Below are 19,241 nucleotides of genomic sequence, written 5' to 3'. Positions count from 1 at the left end.
TCATATTATTATATATGTTACATTCTAAATTATATAATCAATAAGTCAACTTATTTTTTTAAATTCTTTTTATCTACCTGTATTTAATAATAATACTGAACTAAAATTAATATATACTGTTGCAACCTAAAGTTAAATATAATACACCATTAATGGTTAAAATTTCAATTATTATGGGTATATTTAAAGTATTATACCCATAATTTTAAAATAAATTCTCTTTTATCCCTTATTTTAGCTTTAATTTTGACAGCCTCTTCATTAATTCTAATGTAATATTATCAATTCATTTAATAGTTTCAAATTTACTAGCCGCTATTCCCACATAACTATATACCTCTTTGACTCTGTGTGCAACACCTTTATTCATTCCCTTTTTTGTCTTTATAGGTATATAAGTACCCATTGAGTATGTCCTATCAATTACGTCCCTCTGCACATCTGAAATTGTTGATTTAAATTCAAGTTAAATTACCCCTATATTAATTTTATATAATACTTTTCAAAAAACTTTCTTTAAAAAGAATCTTCTTCAAACGCACTAAGTACTCTATCCAATATACCATTTATATGTGCTATAGCTATACCGAAATTGGTAATAGGCAGTTCCTCTATATTAGCCTTCTTAATCCTTGACATGAATTGCTGCCTATTAACCATACAGGCTCCACAATGAACTATTAGCTTATATCCGCTTAAATCATCTGGAAAACTGCTACCGGCGCAAATCGTTATATCTAGCTTTCCACCTACTTTTTCCCCAAGCCATATAGGAAGCTTCTCTCGACCTATATCTCCAACAAGTGGATGATGGGTGCAAGCTTCTGCTATAAGTACCTTATCTCCTGGTTTCAATGTATCTATAGCTTTTGCCCCTTTAACTAAGGTGCGTAAATCTCCTTTATACCTAGCCATAAGTATAGAAAAGGAAGTAAGTGGTACATCTTTTGGCACTATAGAATTGACTTTTTTAAATACCTGCGAATCCGTAATCACTAAATCTGGTTTGTCCTTTAGCGCGGCTAAAATGTCCTCTAGTTCACTATCCTTTACCACTAGTGCCATAACATCATTATCAAGAAGATCTCTTATTACTTGAACCTGCGGTAGTATTAGTCTACCTTTTGGGGCTTGGATATCTTGTGGTGCTACAACTATTACTCTTGCCTTCGGCTTTACTATGTCACCGACAATTGTGCATTTTTCAAAATCCTCTGGCGCATTAGCCATAATTACTTTTTTTAACCCATCAATATTGGTCTTATCTTTAGCGCTAACATTAACAAAAGTTAGATCTATTACCTTTTGAATATCCTTGAGTGATACTTCATTTTTGTCTACTTTATTGATGACTCCAACTACAGGTATTTTTCTTTTTTTTAAATCTTCATACCATGTTTTCTCAAATAATAAATCTTCCTCATTACCGTCAATAACCAAAAGTGCTAGATCAGTTTTGTCCATAACTTCTTTAGTTTTCTTTATTCTAAGTTCTCCGATTACGCCTTCGTCATCAAACCCCGCAGTATCTATAATAACAACAGGACCTATTGGAAGTAGCTCCATTGCCTTATAAACTGGGTCTGTTGTGGTTCCTGCTAAATCAGATACTAATGCAATATCCTGCGACGTAATTGCATTAATCAAACTTGATTTCCCTACATTTCTTTTTCCAAATATAGCTATATGAAGCCTATTAGCATTCGGCGTTTGTTGCATAGTATATCCTCCTCTTATCTTTTATGTTCAAATTTATAATTTAAAAATTTTATCAATTTATTTTTCCATACAAAGTAGAAGATTCCAACTTTATCAAACAACATAATTATACAAAATTTGAGTATTGAATGTCAACAACTCATCAGATATGTTCTTGCCCTACTTTAACATAATTATCATCACCTGTGGTGATGATATACTACCTATCTATAAATCCCTATTACACGCTACATAAAAATTTTACATATAAAAATATACTGCTTTAATACATTTTTCTTTGGGTATACTAATTACGACAAAATTAAAGGTGTGTGATAATATGAGTTTTAGAAAAAAAAGTATTTTCCTTGTTTTTGCTACCACTATTATTTGTTTCTTATTATCTAACAGTCCACATATATCCAATATACAGAAAAACAGCCAGGCATTTATACCATGTAGTCCGTCATTAAAATCTGCTGGCGATATTGAAACTTCAAAATTTGTTTATTTAACTTTTGATGATGGTCCTACATACGTTGTTACCGATGCTTTATTAGATGTATTAAAAAAACAAAATGTAAAAGCTACTTTTTTTATAGTAGGAAAAGAAATTCAAGGAAAGGAATCAATTCTTAAGAGAATATATAATGAGGGTCATGGTATAGGTCTTCACACATACAGTCATAATTTTAAAAAAATATATAGAAGTACAGATGAGTTTATTTATGAAATGAAAAAAGATTCCAACAAAATTGAAGAAGTCACTGGCTTTGCTCCTAAGGTTATTAGATTTCCTGGCGGTAGCGCTAAACGCTTAAATGCTTCTAATTTAGAGAAACTTCATAAAAACAATTTTAAAGTATATGATTGGAATGTTAATTTATCTGATGGTATAAACCCTAATTTAAGTGTCTCACAACTTATTAAAAATTCAAAAATAATTAAAGGAAATAAAAATGTAGCCATACTCCTTATGCACTGCAATTTTAATAATAAAAACACTGTAAAAGCTCTACCTGAAATCATAAAATACTATCTAGATTCAGGTTATGAATTTAAGGTTATTACTGAAGATACCCCTGAATATTATTATAAATTTAGAGATTAAATCATCTCCTGCGGAGCTGCACATCTTCGAAGAAGATGAATTGACGACTCCAGAAGATGATTTATATTCCCACTGAAATTTTATTTTTGCTATAATATGTGCCCCCAATTATATGCGTAGGAAACTCACCTTCTGAAATGTTGTTAAAAAAACCTCACTATAAAGGAGGCCACTGAAAAACTATATGAAAAATCGTCATCTAATTAAAGATGGCGATTTTTTTATATAAAAGACTAAAAAACAAAAAGGAATTTTAAAAGATATGTCGAATTAGTATAGTAGAATAAAATAAAAGGGGCTAAACTATTATGCTAAAAGGACAATTGGAAATAAAAATAAATACATACCATAGCTTATATTCGTTAATTATTCCGAAAGATAACATTTTAAAGCAAATTAATGACCTTGTTGACTTTTCATTTGTTTATGACGAATTGATGATTAACTATAGTTCATCTATGGGTAGAGGTGCTATTAACCCCATAATGCTATTTAAATATTTACTTTTGAAAGTAATATATGAATTGTCTGATGAAGATGTTGTTGAAAGAACTCTTTATGACATGTCCTTTAAATATTTTCTAAATTTAGCCCCAGAAGAAACAAATTTAATAAACTCAAGTACACTAACTAAATTTAGAAAGCTTCGCCTTAAAGACATGAATTTATTGGATTTATTAATAAACAAGACTGTAGAACTTGCTATAAAAGAGGGAGTTTTAAAAAGTAAAGCAATAATAGTTGATGCTACGCATACCAAGTCACGTTATAACCAAAAGTCAGCAAGCGAGGAATTATTGAAACGTGCAAAAAACTTAAGAAAAACATTGTACGGAGTACATCCTGGTATTAAAGAAGAGTTACCTAATAAAGTTACAACTGGAGTACTTGAAGATATTCTTGAGTACTGCAAATTATTAATTGATACCATAAACGAGAAGCCAGAAACTGCAGCAAATCCAGCTGTGAAAACTAAATTAAACTACTTAATGGAAGCTATTAATGATGACTTAGAAAATCTAAAAATATCAAAAGATGAGGATGCAAAAGTGGGGCATAAAACTGAGGATAGTTCTTTTTTTGGATATAAATCACACCTTGCTATGAGTGAAGAACGTTTAATTACAGCAGCTGTTATTACAACTGGCGAAAAAAGTGATGGAAAGGAGCTCATAACCTTAATAGAAAAAAGCCGTGAGGCTGGTATAGATGTAAATGAAGTAATTGGAGATACAGCTTATTCTGAAAAGAAAAACCTAGAATATACAAAAGAAAATAAAATTGCATTAATTTCAAGACTAAATCCTGTAATTTCACAAGGAATGCGAAAAAAAGAAGATGAATTTGAGTTTAATAAAGATGCTGGTTTATTTGTATGTCCGGCAGGTCATATGGCTATTAAAAAAGCAAAACAGGGAAAGAAGAATGTTGGTAAAAATCAAGTGCTAACCTACTATTTTAATGTAGAAAAGTGTAAAAATTGTGTTCATAAAGATGGGTGTTATAAAGAAGGCGCTAAATCTAAAACTTATTCAGTTTCAATAAAGTCAAATACTCACAAAGATCAAATAGAGTTCGAAAAAAGTGAATATTTTAAAAAACGAGCTAGGGAACGTTATATGATAGAGGCTAAAAACAGTGAACTTAAGCACCAACATAGCTATGATGTAGCAATATCGTCAGGCTTAATTAGCATGCAAATGCAAGGTGCATTATCAATCTTCACTGTGAATCTAAAGAGAATAATTAAGTTGAAAAGCAGGAAATAGGGCTTTTAAAACTTAATTATAAAATAAAAAGCATGATATATCCAAAATATGGACATCTCATGCTTTTTCTATTCAAGCTTGAAAACTCTACTAAATAAAGAGTGCTTTTTTCAGCGGCCTCCTATAAAGTGAGGTTTTTACTATAATTGCGTTATAAATTTTTTTTCATTATAATTGTTTAACTATTGTTTTTTAAATTTTAATTTGCTTACCATTAAATAAGATAATATAACCATTAAAATCATAGTCGACCCTAAATTTGAAGCTTTGTTAAACATAAATAAAGCATACAGTGCTAAAAATGTGCCTGTAACAGTAATAGGAATTCCTGAAAAAACCCCATCAAAATCCGTAATATTATATTTCGCTAACCTATATGCGCCTGCTACTGGGAAAATTAAAACCATTAAATACCCAATTGACCCAAGCCCTGCGAAATTATAAATATTAAATATTAATATTGAAGGTGCCAAACCAAAAGATACTAAATCGCATAATGAATCTAGTTCTTTACCTAAATCGTTATCCACATTTAAAAACCTAGCTATTTTACCATCATATCTATCAAATATTCCTGCTAAAAGAATAAATACCGCTGCTAATTTATAATTTCCGTCAAAACTCATAAGTATAGATAAAATTCCACAAGACATATTGCTTAAGGTGAACATGTTTGGCACAGCGTTTTTTATTTTAACCATCTATATCACTCCTATCCTTATAATTATACCATATTATTAGCAGTTATTCTTTAATATTATATAACATTATTATTAAAAGCTTCTTAAATTTTACTTAATCTTCATTTATATCAAAATTTTAAATTAAATCCTTACTTAATTAATATTCTGAATATTAATTAATAATTACTTTATTTTCTATCAACTAAAAAAGGACCAGCATTTTTTTGCTGATCCTTTTTTGCTATTATCTTTGAACGATAATCGCAGTTCCTTGACCGCCACCTATACATAATGTAGCAAGCCCTGTTTTAGAATCTCTTTTTATCATTTCATATATTAATGTAATAAGTATTCTTCCACCTGAAGCTCCTACTGGATGTCCAAGTGCTATAGCCCCACCATTAACATTTACTATTTCTGGATTTAAGCCTAAATCTTTAGCTACAGCTAATGATTGAGATGCAAAAGCTTCGTTAGCTTCTATTAAATCTAAATCAGCTACGGTCATTCCTGCTTTTTGTAATGCTTTTTTACTTGCTGGAACTGGACCATATCCCATTATTTTCGGATCTACTCCACCTGATGCATAAGATTTTATTGTAACTAGAGGTTTAAGTCCTAATTGATCTGCTTTAGCCCTTGACATTACTACAAACATAACTGCACCGTCATTTATTCCTGATGCATTAGCTGCTGTTACAGTACCGTCTTTTTTAAATGCTGGTTTTAATTTTCTTAATTTTTCTATAGTTGAACCAAATTTCGGGAATTCATCTGTATCAAATGTTATTGGGTCGCCCTTTCTTTGAGGGATTACCACTGGAACGATTTCGTCTTTGAATTTACCTTCTTTTATAGCTTTTTCAGCTTTTAATTGACTTTTCAAAGCAAATTGATCTTGATCTTCTCTAGTTATGTTCCACTTTTCTGCAATATTTTCTGCTGTAACTCCCATATGATAGTCATTAAACGCATCCCATAGAGCGTCTTTAATCATAGTATCAACTACTTTTCCGTCTCCCATTCTTGCACCCCATCTATTGTTTGGTAGTGCATATGGAGCGTTGCTCATGCTTTCAGTTCCGCCTGCTAAAACTACTTCCGCATCTCCACACATTATAAATTGTGCTGCCATGCTTACAGCTCTAAGTCCTGATCCACAAACCTTATTTATTGTAAGTGCTGAAGCCTCATCTGGAATGCCTGCATGTATTGATATTTGTCTTGCAACATTCTGTCCAAGTCCTGCTTGTATTACATTACCAATAACAACTTCTTCTACAAGTTCTGGTTTAATTCCTGCTCTTTTTATAGCCTCTTTAGCTGCAACAGTTCCCATTTCTACAGCTGATACTTTTGATAATCCTCCACCAAAAGATCCTATTGCTGTTCTTGCTGCTCCTACAATTACTACTTCTCTCATATTATAACCCTCCGTTTATTTATTTCTATAGTATATTATTACCACATAATAGGAATTTATTATATGCTTTTGTTTTTTCCTATATATTTATTACTAGCAATTTCCATGCCAAGTGTGCACAATCTTACAACTCTTACTATACCAACCTCTGCCAATTTTTTAAAACAAATTATAACTACGACTGTAAACTTAGTTAACACTAATAACCCCATACACTTACCCATCTTGAGCTTGTTAATATTATAACCTAATTGTTAAAAAAATCACTAAAAGTATTTTCAACGTATTGATACACCTAAGCATATAATTTTTTTTACAATCCCCATTTATACCACTGCAACTATTTTTAATATAAAAACAACACATGTAACCATAGTTTACATGTGTACTATTGTAGATTTGCTAATTTCATTAAATTATACCTGTTTAATTTCTTATACAATCCGGCCCTACTAAGTCCCAATATTTTTGCAGTTTCTTTTTTATTCCCTCCTGTTTTTTTTATACATTCCATGATAAGGTCTTGTTCAATAGTTTCAACAACATCTTTTAAATAATTATTTTCTAATGAATATTTTTTCACTTTACCATTAACTATCTTTTCTGGCAAATGTCTTGGCATTATAGAAATATCTGTATCAAGTAGGTTTATAGCTCTTTCTATTACATTTTCAAGTTGTCTTATATTGCCCGGCCAGTTATAAGATTTCAAACAATCAATAGCCTCCCTTGAAATGCCCTCCGAGTAGATATTATATTTTTTACATATTTTTACCCTTAATGCATTAGACAATTCATCAATGTCTTCTACTCTTTCTCTTAATGAGGGTAATTTTAAATGCATAACATCCAACCTATAATACAAATCTTCTCTAAACTTTCCATCTTTAATTAACTGTTCTAATGACTTATTAGTTGACGCAATAATTCTTATGTCAACTTTGATAGCATCATTTCCGCCAACCCTAACTAATTCTTTTTCTTGAATAACTCTTAGGAGTTTAACTTGCATATTCATAGGCATATCACCAATTTCATCTAATAAGACTGTCCCGCCATTTGCATATTCAAACTTGCCTTTCTTACCTGATCTTTTAGCACCAGTAAAAGCGCCTTCTTCATAACCAAACATTTCCGACTCAAAAAGCTGTGCTGGAATAGCTCCACAATTAATTTTTATAAAAGGCTTTTGGCATCTTCTACTAGCATTATGAATGGAGTGAGCGAAGAGTTCTTTACCCGTTCCACTTTCACCAGTAATTAAAACGTTTGAATCTATCTTAGCTACTCTTCTGGCGAGTTTCATTACCTCGCGGCTTTTAACACTATTGCCTATAATGTTTTCAAAAGTATATATTGCTTTTTGATCTGTGCTTAATTCATTTTTACAATATTCAGCATCTTTTTGTGAATTGTTTATCTTATTACTTAATATTTTAAAATTGTCTAAATCTTTAAACATTATTTTCCCAATGGCCCCTACAATTTTACCATCTTTCTTTATAGGAATTCTTATAGAAATTATCTTATGTCCATTAGTTTCTTGAATTTCTCCAAACTCTTGTTTACCACTCTTCGCTATTATATGTAATTTTGTATTTTCTATAACATCAGTTACATGTTTTCCCTCTGGATTTTTGCAATTAATAAATTCTTTATATTCATCGCTCATCATAGTTATTATTCCATTTTGATCTACTACAACCACACATTCTTTTACAGCATTAAAAATTGTATTCAAAATATTTTCGTCTATTCTTCCATTTCTTTGTGAATTCATTAATATCTTATTTTCCGTTTTTTTACTAAATATTTGGAGTGCACCTATGACTTCGCCATTTTGGGTTATTACTTTACGGGTTATAATAAATTTACCCTCTTTTATATTTAATTGTTCTTCTCTATTTTCAATTATACTTAATAATTCACCATAAGGAAATATTTTTAAAATATGTTTCCCTATGCTACTTTCTGCATTAACCTTCAACATTTTTTCAGCAGCATTATTAATGATTTTTATGATGCCTTTCTTATCTATAACAATAACGCCTTCATTAATAGTGCATATAACCTGGTTATAATAATCATTAATTGTACCCATTCGTCACCTTCCCTTAAGCTTATAACACAATTATAAAGTCCATAGTTTTTTTTATCAAGATATAATTAAAATAGCGAGATTTTTTCTCGCTATTTATGATTATTAGCTTATTTTTTAACTATTATATTATTCTTTCACTAAAGAAAGTATGTATTTTAAGTAATACATACTTTCCTTCTGAAATGTCGCTAAAGTATAGAATTTGTAAGATTAAAAGTGTTTATTATTTAATAAAGAAATTCATAAACGTCGTAATGATTCCAACGTTAACAAAATCTACAAATAAACCTCCCACTAATGGTACAACAAAGAATGCACGTTCAGCATGACCAAATTTTAATGTCATAGCGCTCATGTTCGCCATTGCATTTGGTGTAGCTCCCATACCAAATCCACACTGTCCACAAGCCATTACCGCTGCATCATAATCTCTTCCCATAACCTTAAAAGTTACGAAATATGCAAATAACGCCATTAGAATTGTCTGAGCAAATAACATTATGACTAGAGGTAAAGCTAAATCTGCTAATTCCCATAGCTTTAATCCCATTAATGCCATAGATAAGAATAAAGATAATGAAATGCCTCCTATAACATCAATTTCATCTAAATGGACCTTATAAGCCTTTGTAGCATCCGCTATATTTCTTAAAACTGCGGCCGCCAACATACCACCTATATATCCCGGAAAAGCAAATCCTGTTTTTTCAAAAAGACTAGATATAATTGTACCTATTCCCATAGCTAACAAAATCTGAGATGCTGCACTCATAAAATTGTCAGGTATCATTGGTTTTTTAGTGTCTTCATTGGATACTGTTACATCTTTAGAAGTTTTTGAATTAACCGTTTTCATAGGATATGAAAGATTATTTTTTTCAAGTAATTTTTTACCTATAGGTCCTCCAATCATGCTGCCCATAACTAGTCCAAATGTCGCTGATGCCAATGCTACTGTTGTGGCACCTGCTATACCTTTTGCTTCAAATAATGGACCAAAAGCAGCTGATGTTCCATGTCCACCTACCATAGGGACAGAACCAGTACAAAGACCTATAATTGGACTTAATCCAAATATCTTAGCAAGTGTAACCCCTGTAATATCTTGAAGAATTATAAGTACTGTAGTTATTGCTAAAAATATTAAAACTTGTTTTCCACCCTTTTTTAATAATTGAAGACTTGCTGTAAACCCAATGGTTGTAAAGAATGCCGTCATAAATACTGCTTGAAGCGTTATATCCATATCAAAAGTCAATATGTTAGTTACTTTTAGTATTAAAGTAAGAAATACAAAGAGTAATCCACCAATAACCGGTGCTGGAATACAATACTTATCTAAAAATGTTAACTTGTTTTTGGTTTTTTGTCCTATAAATAAAACGATAACTGCTAATGCTACTGCTTGAATCATGTCTAATTTTATAACCATTTTTATCCTCCTTGTATTATATCATATTATATTATAGTATATATGATAATTATAATAAGCTTATACAGATAAAAACACAATACTACAAAATACTTCTTTTTAAAAATTAAATTTTCAGACTTTTATGTTTTTTCTTAACCAAGCAATATGCATTAAATAATTATGTCTATAATAATGTAGTATGTCCTATAAAATCCTTTTGATGTATGTGACAGTGTTAAAATATCTAGTGTATATGCTTGTACACCAATTGTTTTTTTACATATAAATTATCCCATAAAAATACTTCCACTATATGTAATCTTATGTTTCATAAGTCTCTGTTATGCTCTTATAATGCAATAAAAAATAGCGAGATTTTTTCTCGCTATTTTTTTGGTTATTTTATTAGGAACACTCAAGCAAATAAGCTTAGTTTCCAAAATTATTTAATATGTACAATTTAAATATCTATTATTTCACAAAAAAATTCATAAACATTGTAATTACTCCAGCGTTACAAAAATCTATAAATAAACTTCCAACTAACGGAACTATAAAAAACGCTCTTGGAGCAATCCCATATTTTGCTGTCATAGCCCCCATGTTTGCCATTGCATTTGGTGTAGCGCCCATACCAAATCCACAATTACCAGAGGCCATTACCGCTGCATCATAATCTCTTCCCATAACATTAAACGTTATGAAATATACAAATAACCCCATTAAAATGGTCTGAGCAAATAACATTACTATTAGAGGTAAAGCCAAATCTGCTAATTGCCATAATTTCAATCCCATTAACGCCATAGATAAGAATAAAGATAATGAAATACCCCCTATGACATCGATTTCATCTATATGGATTCTATATGCATTTGTAGAATCAGATATATTTCTAAGAATTGCAGCTGCAAACATAGCACCAATGTATGGTGGAAAAGTTATCCCTGTTTTTTCTAGAAGTGTTGATATAATTGTACCTAGCCCCATAGCTAATAAAATCTGAGATACAGCTCCCATAAACTTCTCGGGAATTAGATGTTTTACAGTGTCTTCTTTGGTTGTTGCTGCCTCTTCATGCACATTTGAATTAACCGTTTTCATAGGATATGAAAGATTATTTTTTTCAATTAATTTTTTCCCTATAGGCCCTCCAATAACGCTGCCCATAATTAAGCCAAAGGTTGCTGATGCCATTGCTACCGTGGTAGCACCTACTGCACCTGCTTTTTCAAATATTGGACCAAAGGCACCTGCAGTTCCATGTCCACCTACCATAGGTACTGATGCCGTTGAAAGACCTATAAGTGGATTTAGACCAAACATCTTAGCAAGTGCAACTCCTGTAATATCTTGAAGAACTACAATTACGACGGATAATCCTAAAAAAATAAAAACTCCTTTTCCACCTTTTTTTAGTAATTTAAGACTTGCAGTAAACCCAATAGTTGTAAAGAACGCTGTCATAAATAATTTTTGTAGCGTTATATCCATATCAAAAACCAATATATTACTTACTTTTAGTAGCAATGTGATTATTGCAAAAATCAATCCTCCGATCACTGGTGCTGGTATGCAATACTTTTCTAAAAAAGTCAACTTGTTTTTAATTTTTTGTCCTGTAAATAGAACGATAACTGCCACTGCCACTGCTTGAATCATATCTAATTTAAAATTCATTTCTTGTACCTCCTGATAATGTTTTTGTTATATACTATATATTATAAGCAAATTATACAAATAACTACACAAAACTACGAACTCTTGCACAAATAAATTAACTTTTTATATTATTAGTATTTTTTTGTTATCTATAGGACTATGTTTTGAATACTTATGAGCTTAATTTGGTAATAATGCTTTCAATAAATTTTTTTGTATTTATTTTGCCGGGCTCATTTGTATCATTGTTTATATGTCTCATTTCCTGCCTTACTTGCTTGAAGTCAAATAATAATGTGCTATATTCCATAAAAATACTACTACTATAATCATCACAACCGATCTCTGCTATAGTTTTTAAGGCCTTTTGAATAGTTCTCCTAATCCTCTGTTCTAATGCCTTTTTATTTATGTTTACATCTCCATATTCCTCCTGTGCGATTTCACTGTATATTTTTTGTAGCTGATATGTAGATGATGGATTCCTTTTTTTAAAATCTATTATTTTATGTATAATTTTTATTAGCTCATTACTCCCTACAGCACCTGTAATACCTATATCGGCAAAAATATTAGTTATTTGATCATCCAAAAATAATTCCTTTGTTATACTTTTATCATTATTTAAGCTTGATACTGCACTTTTTATAAGTGCTAACGAATTTTCAAGCTCAATATTATGACATATCCCTCTTATAACATTAGTAACTTCTATACTGTTTATAGGTTTACTTATAAAAAAAATTATTCCATTTTCATAGGCTTTTGATACCAATAACTCATCCTCAACTTGAGATATCATAATAAACTTACCATTATACCCTTTCTTCTTAGCATCCTTAATTATTTCAATTCCATCCATTGTAGGTAACAAAAAATCAATAAGCACTATATCCGGGCTATAGAATATAATGTCTTGCGCAGCATCTTCACCACTATCTATTTCACAAATAACTTTTCCAAGGTTATTTTTCTTTATTAAAAGGCCTAGCATTTTTCTAATATTAACATCGTCATCAATAATCAAAAAACTTTTTCCCACAGTTATCCTCCATTCAATGAGTTCTTAGGTATTTTCAATATAAATGTAGTACCCGTCACTCTATCTGATTTTACCTCTATATCTCCTCCTAAGTCTTCAATAATATTTTTCACATGTGAAAGTCCGATACCCGTAGATGCTTTTCCTGTTATATTATCATACTTTGTAGTAAACCCTGGATTAAAAATATAAGGAAGAATCTCTTCATCAATTCCATTCCCTGTATCAGTTACTTCAAAATATATATTACCTTCATCTTCTTTTTCAGATATTTTAATGAACCCTTCATTTTCACAGTCATCTATACTGTTAATTATTAAATTATTAAGAATAATAAATAAATTATAATAAGCCCTAATAGTAAAATCATTTTTAAACTGGAATGCTATTATTATTTCTTTATTGCCTTCTTTTATATATCTGCTTGTATTATCATTAATAATAGTAAAAATACTTGAGAGTGTCATTTCATCTTGATTTTCAAAATTATCTATAAGTGATTCAAATCCTTTTAAAATTCTATAATGATCTTTTTTTATTTCATGTACCTCTCTTGCGATGTCCAACGTTTTTTCTCTTAAATCATCATTATACTTGTAAGTCTCATATAAACAATAGCTTTTTGACATCACCTTTTCAATATCTTTCATAGACTTCTTTAAATAAAACATTTCTGCATGTATATTCGAAATTAATAAATTGAGCTCTGTATATCTCTTCTGATGTTCACTATTTATGATAAATAATTTTTGTTTAATATAAGTGAGGTAAACAAGGTAAGATAAAACCGCCCTAATAAATCCTACCAAAAATATGATTCTTATAATATATAAATTAATGCCATTTCGCATAATAGCTTCAAATATGTTACTTATCGAATCTATTAATGTTAATAATAAAATTGTATTAACTATACGGTCTTTATATTTTCTAACTTTAGTAATATTAATAAAAGCACCATAGATTAAATAATATACTAGCGAAGGAAAATTAGAAGCTATTATATCTATAATTCCATACTGTGATAATACTATTCCAAAAATATTCCTCATTACGAATATTAGTGAGCCAGATAAAAATGCCATTCTCAATTCTGACATATCGTCCATTATAAGTATACTTAAGTTGAAAATAATTACCCCTACTGAAAATTTTAGTTGACTTTCTAATGGGTAAAAATATATTTCTGCGAATAGAGATACAATTAATGATATGACGATATATTTCTTTGTCTTTAGCATATACCCCTCCAAACAGGTAAATATTGTAATCAATTACGAGATTCTGTTAAGACTCAAATATTCCTCTACAGAATTAAAGAATACAGTTACGGCTAGCAAATCTGCTGATCCTCCTGGACTTATGTTGCTTTTTGTAAATTCTTTGTCCAATTCTTCTACTGCCGCTTTACCACTTTCTGTAGCCATTCCACCTAAAGAGATTATATGAATTGCCTTTTCCTTTACTTCTTTTAACGTATCCATTGAATGTCTGTGAAGAACATTCGAATCCTCGCAATGTTGCATGATGGATATGAGGGTATGTATTAACCTACTATTTAATTTTTGAGCTTTATTTTCCTTATATACTCCAAGAGAATAATCAAAAACTAGAGGAATGCCTCTCTCTACTTGCCCTCTTATTCCTTCTACATTATATTTTAAAAATAATTTTTCTCCATAGCTTGTGACTTTATCTTTATTCATATAAAATAATTCATCCTGAACAAGCCCTCTAGTCATTTGCTTTATTATATTTTGAATTTCCTCAAAATTTTTCTTATCATACATCACTTTTGTCACGGCTGCACAACTTATACCTAAAAGAAAAATCATACCTTTATGAGTGTTTACACCCTTGGTAGCCTTAAACATCTCTTTTTCGGCTTCTATTCCTATATTTCGAATAGCCTTAAATATTTCTTTGGGAGTTCTCTTTGAATATCCTTCCTGCGCAAACAATACCATATACTTACTTAGAGCCGAGGTGCTTTTAATAAAAGAATAGTGATCCATATCTATATGAGCCCCTTTTGATATAGATGACACTAACCCAGGTGACGGATATGCCGCCACTTCACATAGCATTGCTTCAATTGCGTACCCTGCTATAACAAACGCTTCATGGGATATTAAATATTTATTATTCATAAAATTTCTCCCCATATTCTGCAAATCTACTTTTAATAAATCCTTCAACTTCTTCTTTGTTGTGTTTTTTGCTTCTTACACAATTATGAGCTACGTCTTCACAGATATAGCATTTTCTCATATCTAACCCGAAATCCCTTCTACTAATACTTCTACCTTTTTCATCATATACATCTAAGTCTACACATCTTCCTAAAATGTGATTATCTTCTAAATTAAGTGTCATCGATTTAATGTCCCTTGCTTTCTTATTTATGCACATAATCACAATGGGACCTTCTGCAGTTGTAACTATTTTTTTATAATTAATAGAATCAGAAAGCATTTTACAAATTATTTGATCCATAATCACAGTTATTTCTTGTGAATAATGATTATCCTTGTTTATGCCTGGATAGTTAACCCTAACAACCAATATTGGCATTTTGTATCTCTTCACTAGTTCTTCTTGATATTCAATTCTTTTTTCTCTTGCTAGCAATATATCTTCTGCTGTATACATATCGTAATTAATGCGGAGAATCGCTGAGCCTTATTTTCCGCATTATCTCCTTTCCTACCAAAGTATTTAAAAATTCCCACGTTGAACTAGGTACTATATGTTCAATATGGCTTATTTTGTCTTCCTTAATTAATTTTCTAACCTTTGAGGCACTGATAATATCTCCCATAAGCGCTTTTCTTTTTACCTCTACAACTTCTACCCCATAGGTGGGTAGTATTTCCTTTAAAGCCTCATTATAAGCGTTTGTAACGATGCAATAAGGCTCTTTTCCTATAAATCTCTTAGTTATATTTAGAGTTTCACAAAAATATTTTCCAAAAATTGATGCATCGAGTGTTGTATATGCCTTTAGTATTACATCTTCTTTTCTTAAAAAATAGGATGGAAAAGTAGCTTCCGAAATAATATATTCTCCCCCTTTAATCACCCGTACATTATGTAAATGGGAAACACCTTCTTTAACCATAGCATATCTATAGATAAATGGGAATGAAGATTTATCTTCTTCAACTATAAATACCAGGACTTCTGTGCTTTGCCTCGCAGCCTCTTCTATTAAATACTTATGTCCTAATGTGAATGGATTACAATTCATAACTATCGCTGACTTCTGAATATCTGCATCTATATCGTATTCCTCTTGCATATCATTTAAATACTTTTTTATATCATATATCCCACTTTCAAGTAGAGCTACATTTTCTATTTTATGCACAAGTTTGTACCCAAGCGACGTAAATATATCTGTGTTTTCTACCTTAGTAAATATAAAACTATGATAAATTCCTTCCTCAAAAAGCTTATCCGATAATGTTCCCATCAATATAGCGGATACCCCTTCTCCTCTTAAATCATCTGAAACTGCAAAACATTTAAATACATTTTTCGACTTAGAGCAAGTGGCTTTAATCTCTTCATTTTTTCTAATAACAATGGTATAATCCACATTATCATCAAGTAGTAGTCCAAATGTTTGCAAAAAATCTTTTACTTTCTTTACCTCATCTTCATCCTTTAGATTAATTCTTTCAGCGTTAAATCCATACATAGAAATCCTCCTTATGAAAGCTTCTGGTCCCCCCGAAGATATATTATCGCTACACTCTATTATATCTTTATTATGCGATAAAATCCAATATATATAGGTTTACCATTGCAACGTTTAATATAAATAAAATAAAGCTGAAAATAATTATTTTCAGCTTTATTTTATGCATTATAGTGGTCTTCTAACCACATCAATTACCGAACCATCTCTATATTCTATAACTGCAACTATTTCCTGCGAAAGTTCAATTGCTTTTGGTTTACCTGTCATTTTTTCAGCTATTGCTTTCATCTCTTCAATCGTCATTATAGGAAGATTAGTTTTCTTTAATTTCTCAATTATGTCCGTCCTCTTTGGATTAACGGCTATTCCTCTTTCTGTTACAATAACATCAATACTTTCTCCTGGAGTTGTTACCGTAGTTACACTATCCTTTATAATTGGAAGTCTTGCCTTCGTTAATTGTGTAACAATTATTGTAAGCTTAGCTCCTGCTGCTGTATCACTATGGCCCCCAGAACCACCCATGATAGCCCCATCTGAACCAGTGGTAACATTAACATTAAAATTTGTATCTATTTCTGTAGCACCTAATATGACTATGTCTAGGTTATTTACAACTGCACCTTTGTTATCTGGATTTCCATACATGGAAGCAGACATTCTTTGATGTTTATGAGTACTTACATAAGATTGTATTGCTTGCAAATCAAAACACTGCACATCAAATAATGATCTAAATAATCCTTCTTTAAACATATCTACAAGATATCCAGTTATTCCACCTGACGCAAAGCTACCAACTATACCATTCTCTTTCATATACTTTCTTAATTCTGCAGCTACAGCTAAAGAAATCCCACCTGCGCCTGTTTGAAATGACATTTCATTTTTAACAAGCCCTGACGCAACCATAACATCACTTGCCATTTTAGCTATTTTAAGCCCCACTGGATCCTTAGTGATTTTTGTAGTACCTGATACTATTCCAGCTGGATCACCAATGGAATCTACCTTTAGAATATAATCTGTATATATTTGACTTATTTCTATAGGGCAAGTAGGGTAAGGTACCAAATTATCTGTTATTGCCACTACCTTATCTGCACACTGCGCATCTGATACTGCATAACCTAGGGCTCCGCAGGCTGATTTTCCATACAATCCATTAATGTTTCCATATGTGTCTGCTGTAGGTGCTGCAATGAAAGCTACGTCTATGTGCAAATCTCCACTTTCTATTGCTCTAGCACGTCCACCATGGGTATGCATTATAACTGGTGTTTTTAATATTCCTCTGGAAATTTCTTGTGCCACAGGACCTGACATATAATTAGTCACTATTTTAGTAATTACACCGTTTTTTATGTGCCCAATTAAAGGCACATTGTTTGGGAACAGAGAGCTTGCTGCTAAGGTAATATTCTTTATTCCTCTTTCTGCAATAGCATCCACCACCAAATTTAATACATGATCTCCATTTCTTAAATGATGATGGAATGAAATTGTCATACCATCTTTTAATGAAACCTTCTCTAAAACTTCCTCTATACTACTTAAAACTTTTTCGTCACTAGGAGTTACAGAGTTTACTTTTACTTCTTTTTTCATTTTAATGCCAACATGTTTAAATGCACCTTCGAAAGGGGTTACTTTTCCATAACCTTCTATATATTCTGGTATTTCTCTACCTAGTATATTTTTCATTACTATCACCTCAATTAACTAATCCACTAAAGTAGCTTAAAAAAAAGCTTTTATATAAGGCCTAAAAGCTTTGCTAATTCTACTGTGTTTTTAGCTCTATTTATAACTGGAGCATCTACCATTTTCCCATCTAGGGAAAATACTCCTTTTCCTTCTTTTTCTGCTTCTTCCATAGCCTCTAGGACTCTTTTGGCGTATTTTACTTCTTCTGAAGTTGGAGCGTATACAGAATGAATGGTATCAATCTGTCTTGGATTTATTGCTGCTTTACCTGTGAATCCTAGGCTTTTAGCTTTAAACGTATCTTTTGATAATCCCTCAAAATCGTTAGTATCTGTAAATGGAGTATCAATAGAATCCACCTTCATTGCCCTACATGCAATTGCTACTCGATTCCTTGCATAGAAAACTTCTTCTCCTTCTTTGGTTCTTTTTATACCTAAATCTGAAGTTAAGTCCTCTCCTCCAAGTAAAACAGCTACTATCCTATCACAAGATTTTATTATGTTATAAACATTTTCAACTCCATAGGCTGTTTCCACTATTGGAATTAGCTTTATACTTCCCTTTGCAAAACATTCCTGCGCTTCTATGTTTGTAAGTATTTCATTTATAGCCTTTAGTTCTTCTTCTGTAGCTTTCGGTATCATCAATGTATCTGGTTTAACTCTTGCAATTATATCAATATCCTTTTGTGCAAATTCAGTAGAAAATGGATTTACCCTAACTACCACTTCTACATTACTATAATCTACATTTTTTATTGCTTCGCTTACCAAAATTCTAGCACTGTCTTTTTCTGTTAGACTTACAGCATCCTCTAAATCTAATATAATTGAGTCTGCGCCTAAAATTCCTGCGTCCTGAAGCATCGCTGGAGTATTACCAGGCATAAATAGCATAGTTCTTCTCGACCTTTTCATATACA

General features: G+C 31.1%; 16 protein-coding genes. 2 read left to right on the top strand and 14 right to left on the bottom strand.

Features of this window, described 5'->3' with window-relative positions:
• Positions 1-516: 516 nt before the first annotated feature.
• Positions 517-1,719 carry a [FeFe] hydrogenase H-cluster maturation GTPase HydF gene (gene hydF / locus ACWJKS_RS02185; RefSeq protein ID WP_462960335.1) on the bottom strand — a complete coding sequence of 401 codons (1,203 nt, stop codon included), beginning with the start codon at positions 1,717-1,719 and terminating at the stop codon, positions 517-519.
• 319 nt (positions 1,720-2,038) lie between these two features.
• On the opposite strand from hydF, the gene ACWJKS_RS02180 reads away from it, so the two are divergent.
• Positions 2,039-2,809: a polysaccharide deacetylase family protein gene (locus tag ACWJKS_RS02180; RefSeq protein WP_216303876.1), complete on the top strand. Its 771-nt coding sequence runs from the start codon at positions 2,039-2,041 to the stop codon at positions 2,807-2,809.
• Positions 2,810-3,117: 308 nt separating this feature from the next.
• A complete protein-coding gene (locus ACWJKS_RS02175) occupies positions 3,118-4,578 on the top strand; it encodes an IS1182 family transposase (protein ID WP_462959746.1) in 1,461 nt (486 codons plus the stop codon).
• A 182-nt stretch (positions 4,579-4,760) separates the two neighbouring features.
• Here ACWJKS_RS02175 and pssA read toward each other — a convergent pair whose 3' ends face one another.
• The 13 genes from pssA to ACWJKS_RS02110 all read right to left on the bottom strand — a co-directional run bounded on the left by pssA (position 4,761) and on the right by ACWJKS_RS02110 (position 19,236).
• On the bottom strand, positions 4,761-5,279 hold the full coding sequence (pssA, locus tag ACWJKS_RS02170) for a CDP-diacylglycerol--serine O-phosphatidyltransferase (RefSeq protein WP_165413341.1): 519 nt from the start codon (positions 5,277-5,279) through the stop codon (positions 4,761-4,763).
• Positions 5,280-5,505: 226 nt separating this feature from the next.
• Positions 5,506-6,684 (bottom strand): acetyl-CoA C-acetyltransferase, encoded by a 1,179-nt coding sequence (locus ACWJKS_RS02165; RefSeq protein WP_216302203.1) that lies wholly within the window; start codon positions 6,682-6,684, stop codon positions 5,506-5,508.
• A gap of 59 nt (positions 6,685-6,743) precedes the next feature.
• Positions 6,744-6,896: a hypothetical protein gene (locus ACWJKS_RS02160; protein ID WP_216302204.1), complete on the bottom strand. Its 153-nt coding sequence runs from the start codon at positions 6,894-6,896 to the stop codon at positions 6,744-6,746.
• A 176-nt stretch (positions 6,897-7,072) separates the two neighbouring features.
• On the bottom strand, positions 7,073-8,785 hold the full coding sequence (locus ACWJKS_RS02155; RefSeq protein WP_462960334.1) for a sigma-54 interaction domain-containing protein: 1,713 nt from the start codon (positions 8,783-8,785) through the stop codon (positions 7,073-7,075).
• A 223-nt stretch (positions 8,786-9,008) separates the two neighbouring features.
• Complete coding sequence (gltS, locus tag ACWJKS_RS02150; protein WP_216302206.1) at positions 9,009-10,217, bottom strand: sodium/glutamate symporter; 1,209 nt, start codon at positions 10,215-10,217, stop codon at positions 9,009-9,011.
• A 453-nt stretch (positions 10,218-10,670) separates the two neighbouring features.
• Positions 10,671-11,879, bottom strand: a complete 1,209-nt coding sequence (gene gltS, locus ACWJKS_RS02145; RefSeq protein WP_216302207.1) for a sodium/glutamate symporter — start codon at positions 11,877-11,879, stop codon at positions 10,671-10,673.
• Positions 11,880-12,033: 154 nt separating this feature from the next.
• A complete protein-coding gene (locus tag ACWJKS_RS02140; RefSeq protein WP_216302208.1) occupies positions 12,034-12,903 on the bottom strand; it encodes a response regulator in 870 nt (289 codons plus the stop codon).
• 2 nt (positions 12,904-12,905) lie between these two features.
• Positions 12,906-14,144 (bottom strand): ATP-binding protein, encoded by a 1,239-nt coding sequence (locus ACWJKS_RS02135; RefSeq protein WP_220320364.1) that lies wholly within the window; start codon positions 14,142-14,144, stop codon positions 12,906-12,908.
• A 33-nt stretch (positions 14,145-14,177) separates the two neighbouring features.
• Complete coding sequence (citG, locus tag ACWJKS_RS02130; protein ID WP_462960333.1) at positions 14,178-15,053, bottom strand: triphosphoribosyl-dephospho-CoA synthase CitG; 876 nt, start codon at positions 15,051-15,053, stop codon at positions 14,178-14,180.
• Positions 15,046-15,555 carry a citrate lyase holo-[acyl-carrier protein] synthase gene (gene citX, locus ACWJKS_RS02125; protein WP_220320362.1) on the bottom strand — a complete coding sequence of 170 codons (510 nt, stop codon included), beginning with the start codon at positions 15,553-15,555 and terminating at the stop codon, positions 15,046-15,048. The genes citG and citX overlap by 8 nt, the downstream gene beginning before the upstream one ends.
• A 7-nt stretch (positions 15,556-15,562) precedes the next feature.
• A complete protein-coding gene (gene citC / locus ACWJKS_RS02120) occupies positions 15,563-16,606 on the bottom strand; it encodes a [citrate (pro-3S)-lyase] ligase (protein ID WP_216302212.1) in 1,044 nt (347 codons plus the stop codon).
• Positions 16,607-16,774: 168 nt separating this feature from the next.
• A complete protein-coding gene (gene citF, locus ACWJKS_RS02115) occupies positions 16,775-18,313 on the bottom strand; it encodes a citrate lyase subunit alpha (RefSeq protein ID WP_216302213.1) in 1,539 nt (512 codons plus the stop codon).
• Positions 18,314-18,363: 50 nt separating this feature from the next.
• A complete protein-coding gene (locus ACWJKS_RS02110; RefSeq protein WP_462960332.1) occupies positions 18,364-19,236 on the bottom strand; it encodes an HpcH/HpaI aldolase/citrate lyase family protein in 873 nt (290 codons plus the stop codon).
• Between the last annotated feature and the right edge of the window lie 5 nt (positions 19,237-19,241).

The organism is Clostridium sp. CM038, from assembly GCF_055081105.1.
The sequence above is the reverse complement of the archived record's forward strand: the minus strand, read 5'-3'. Positions and strand labels throughout refer to the sequence as shown.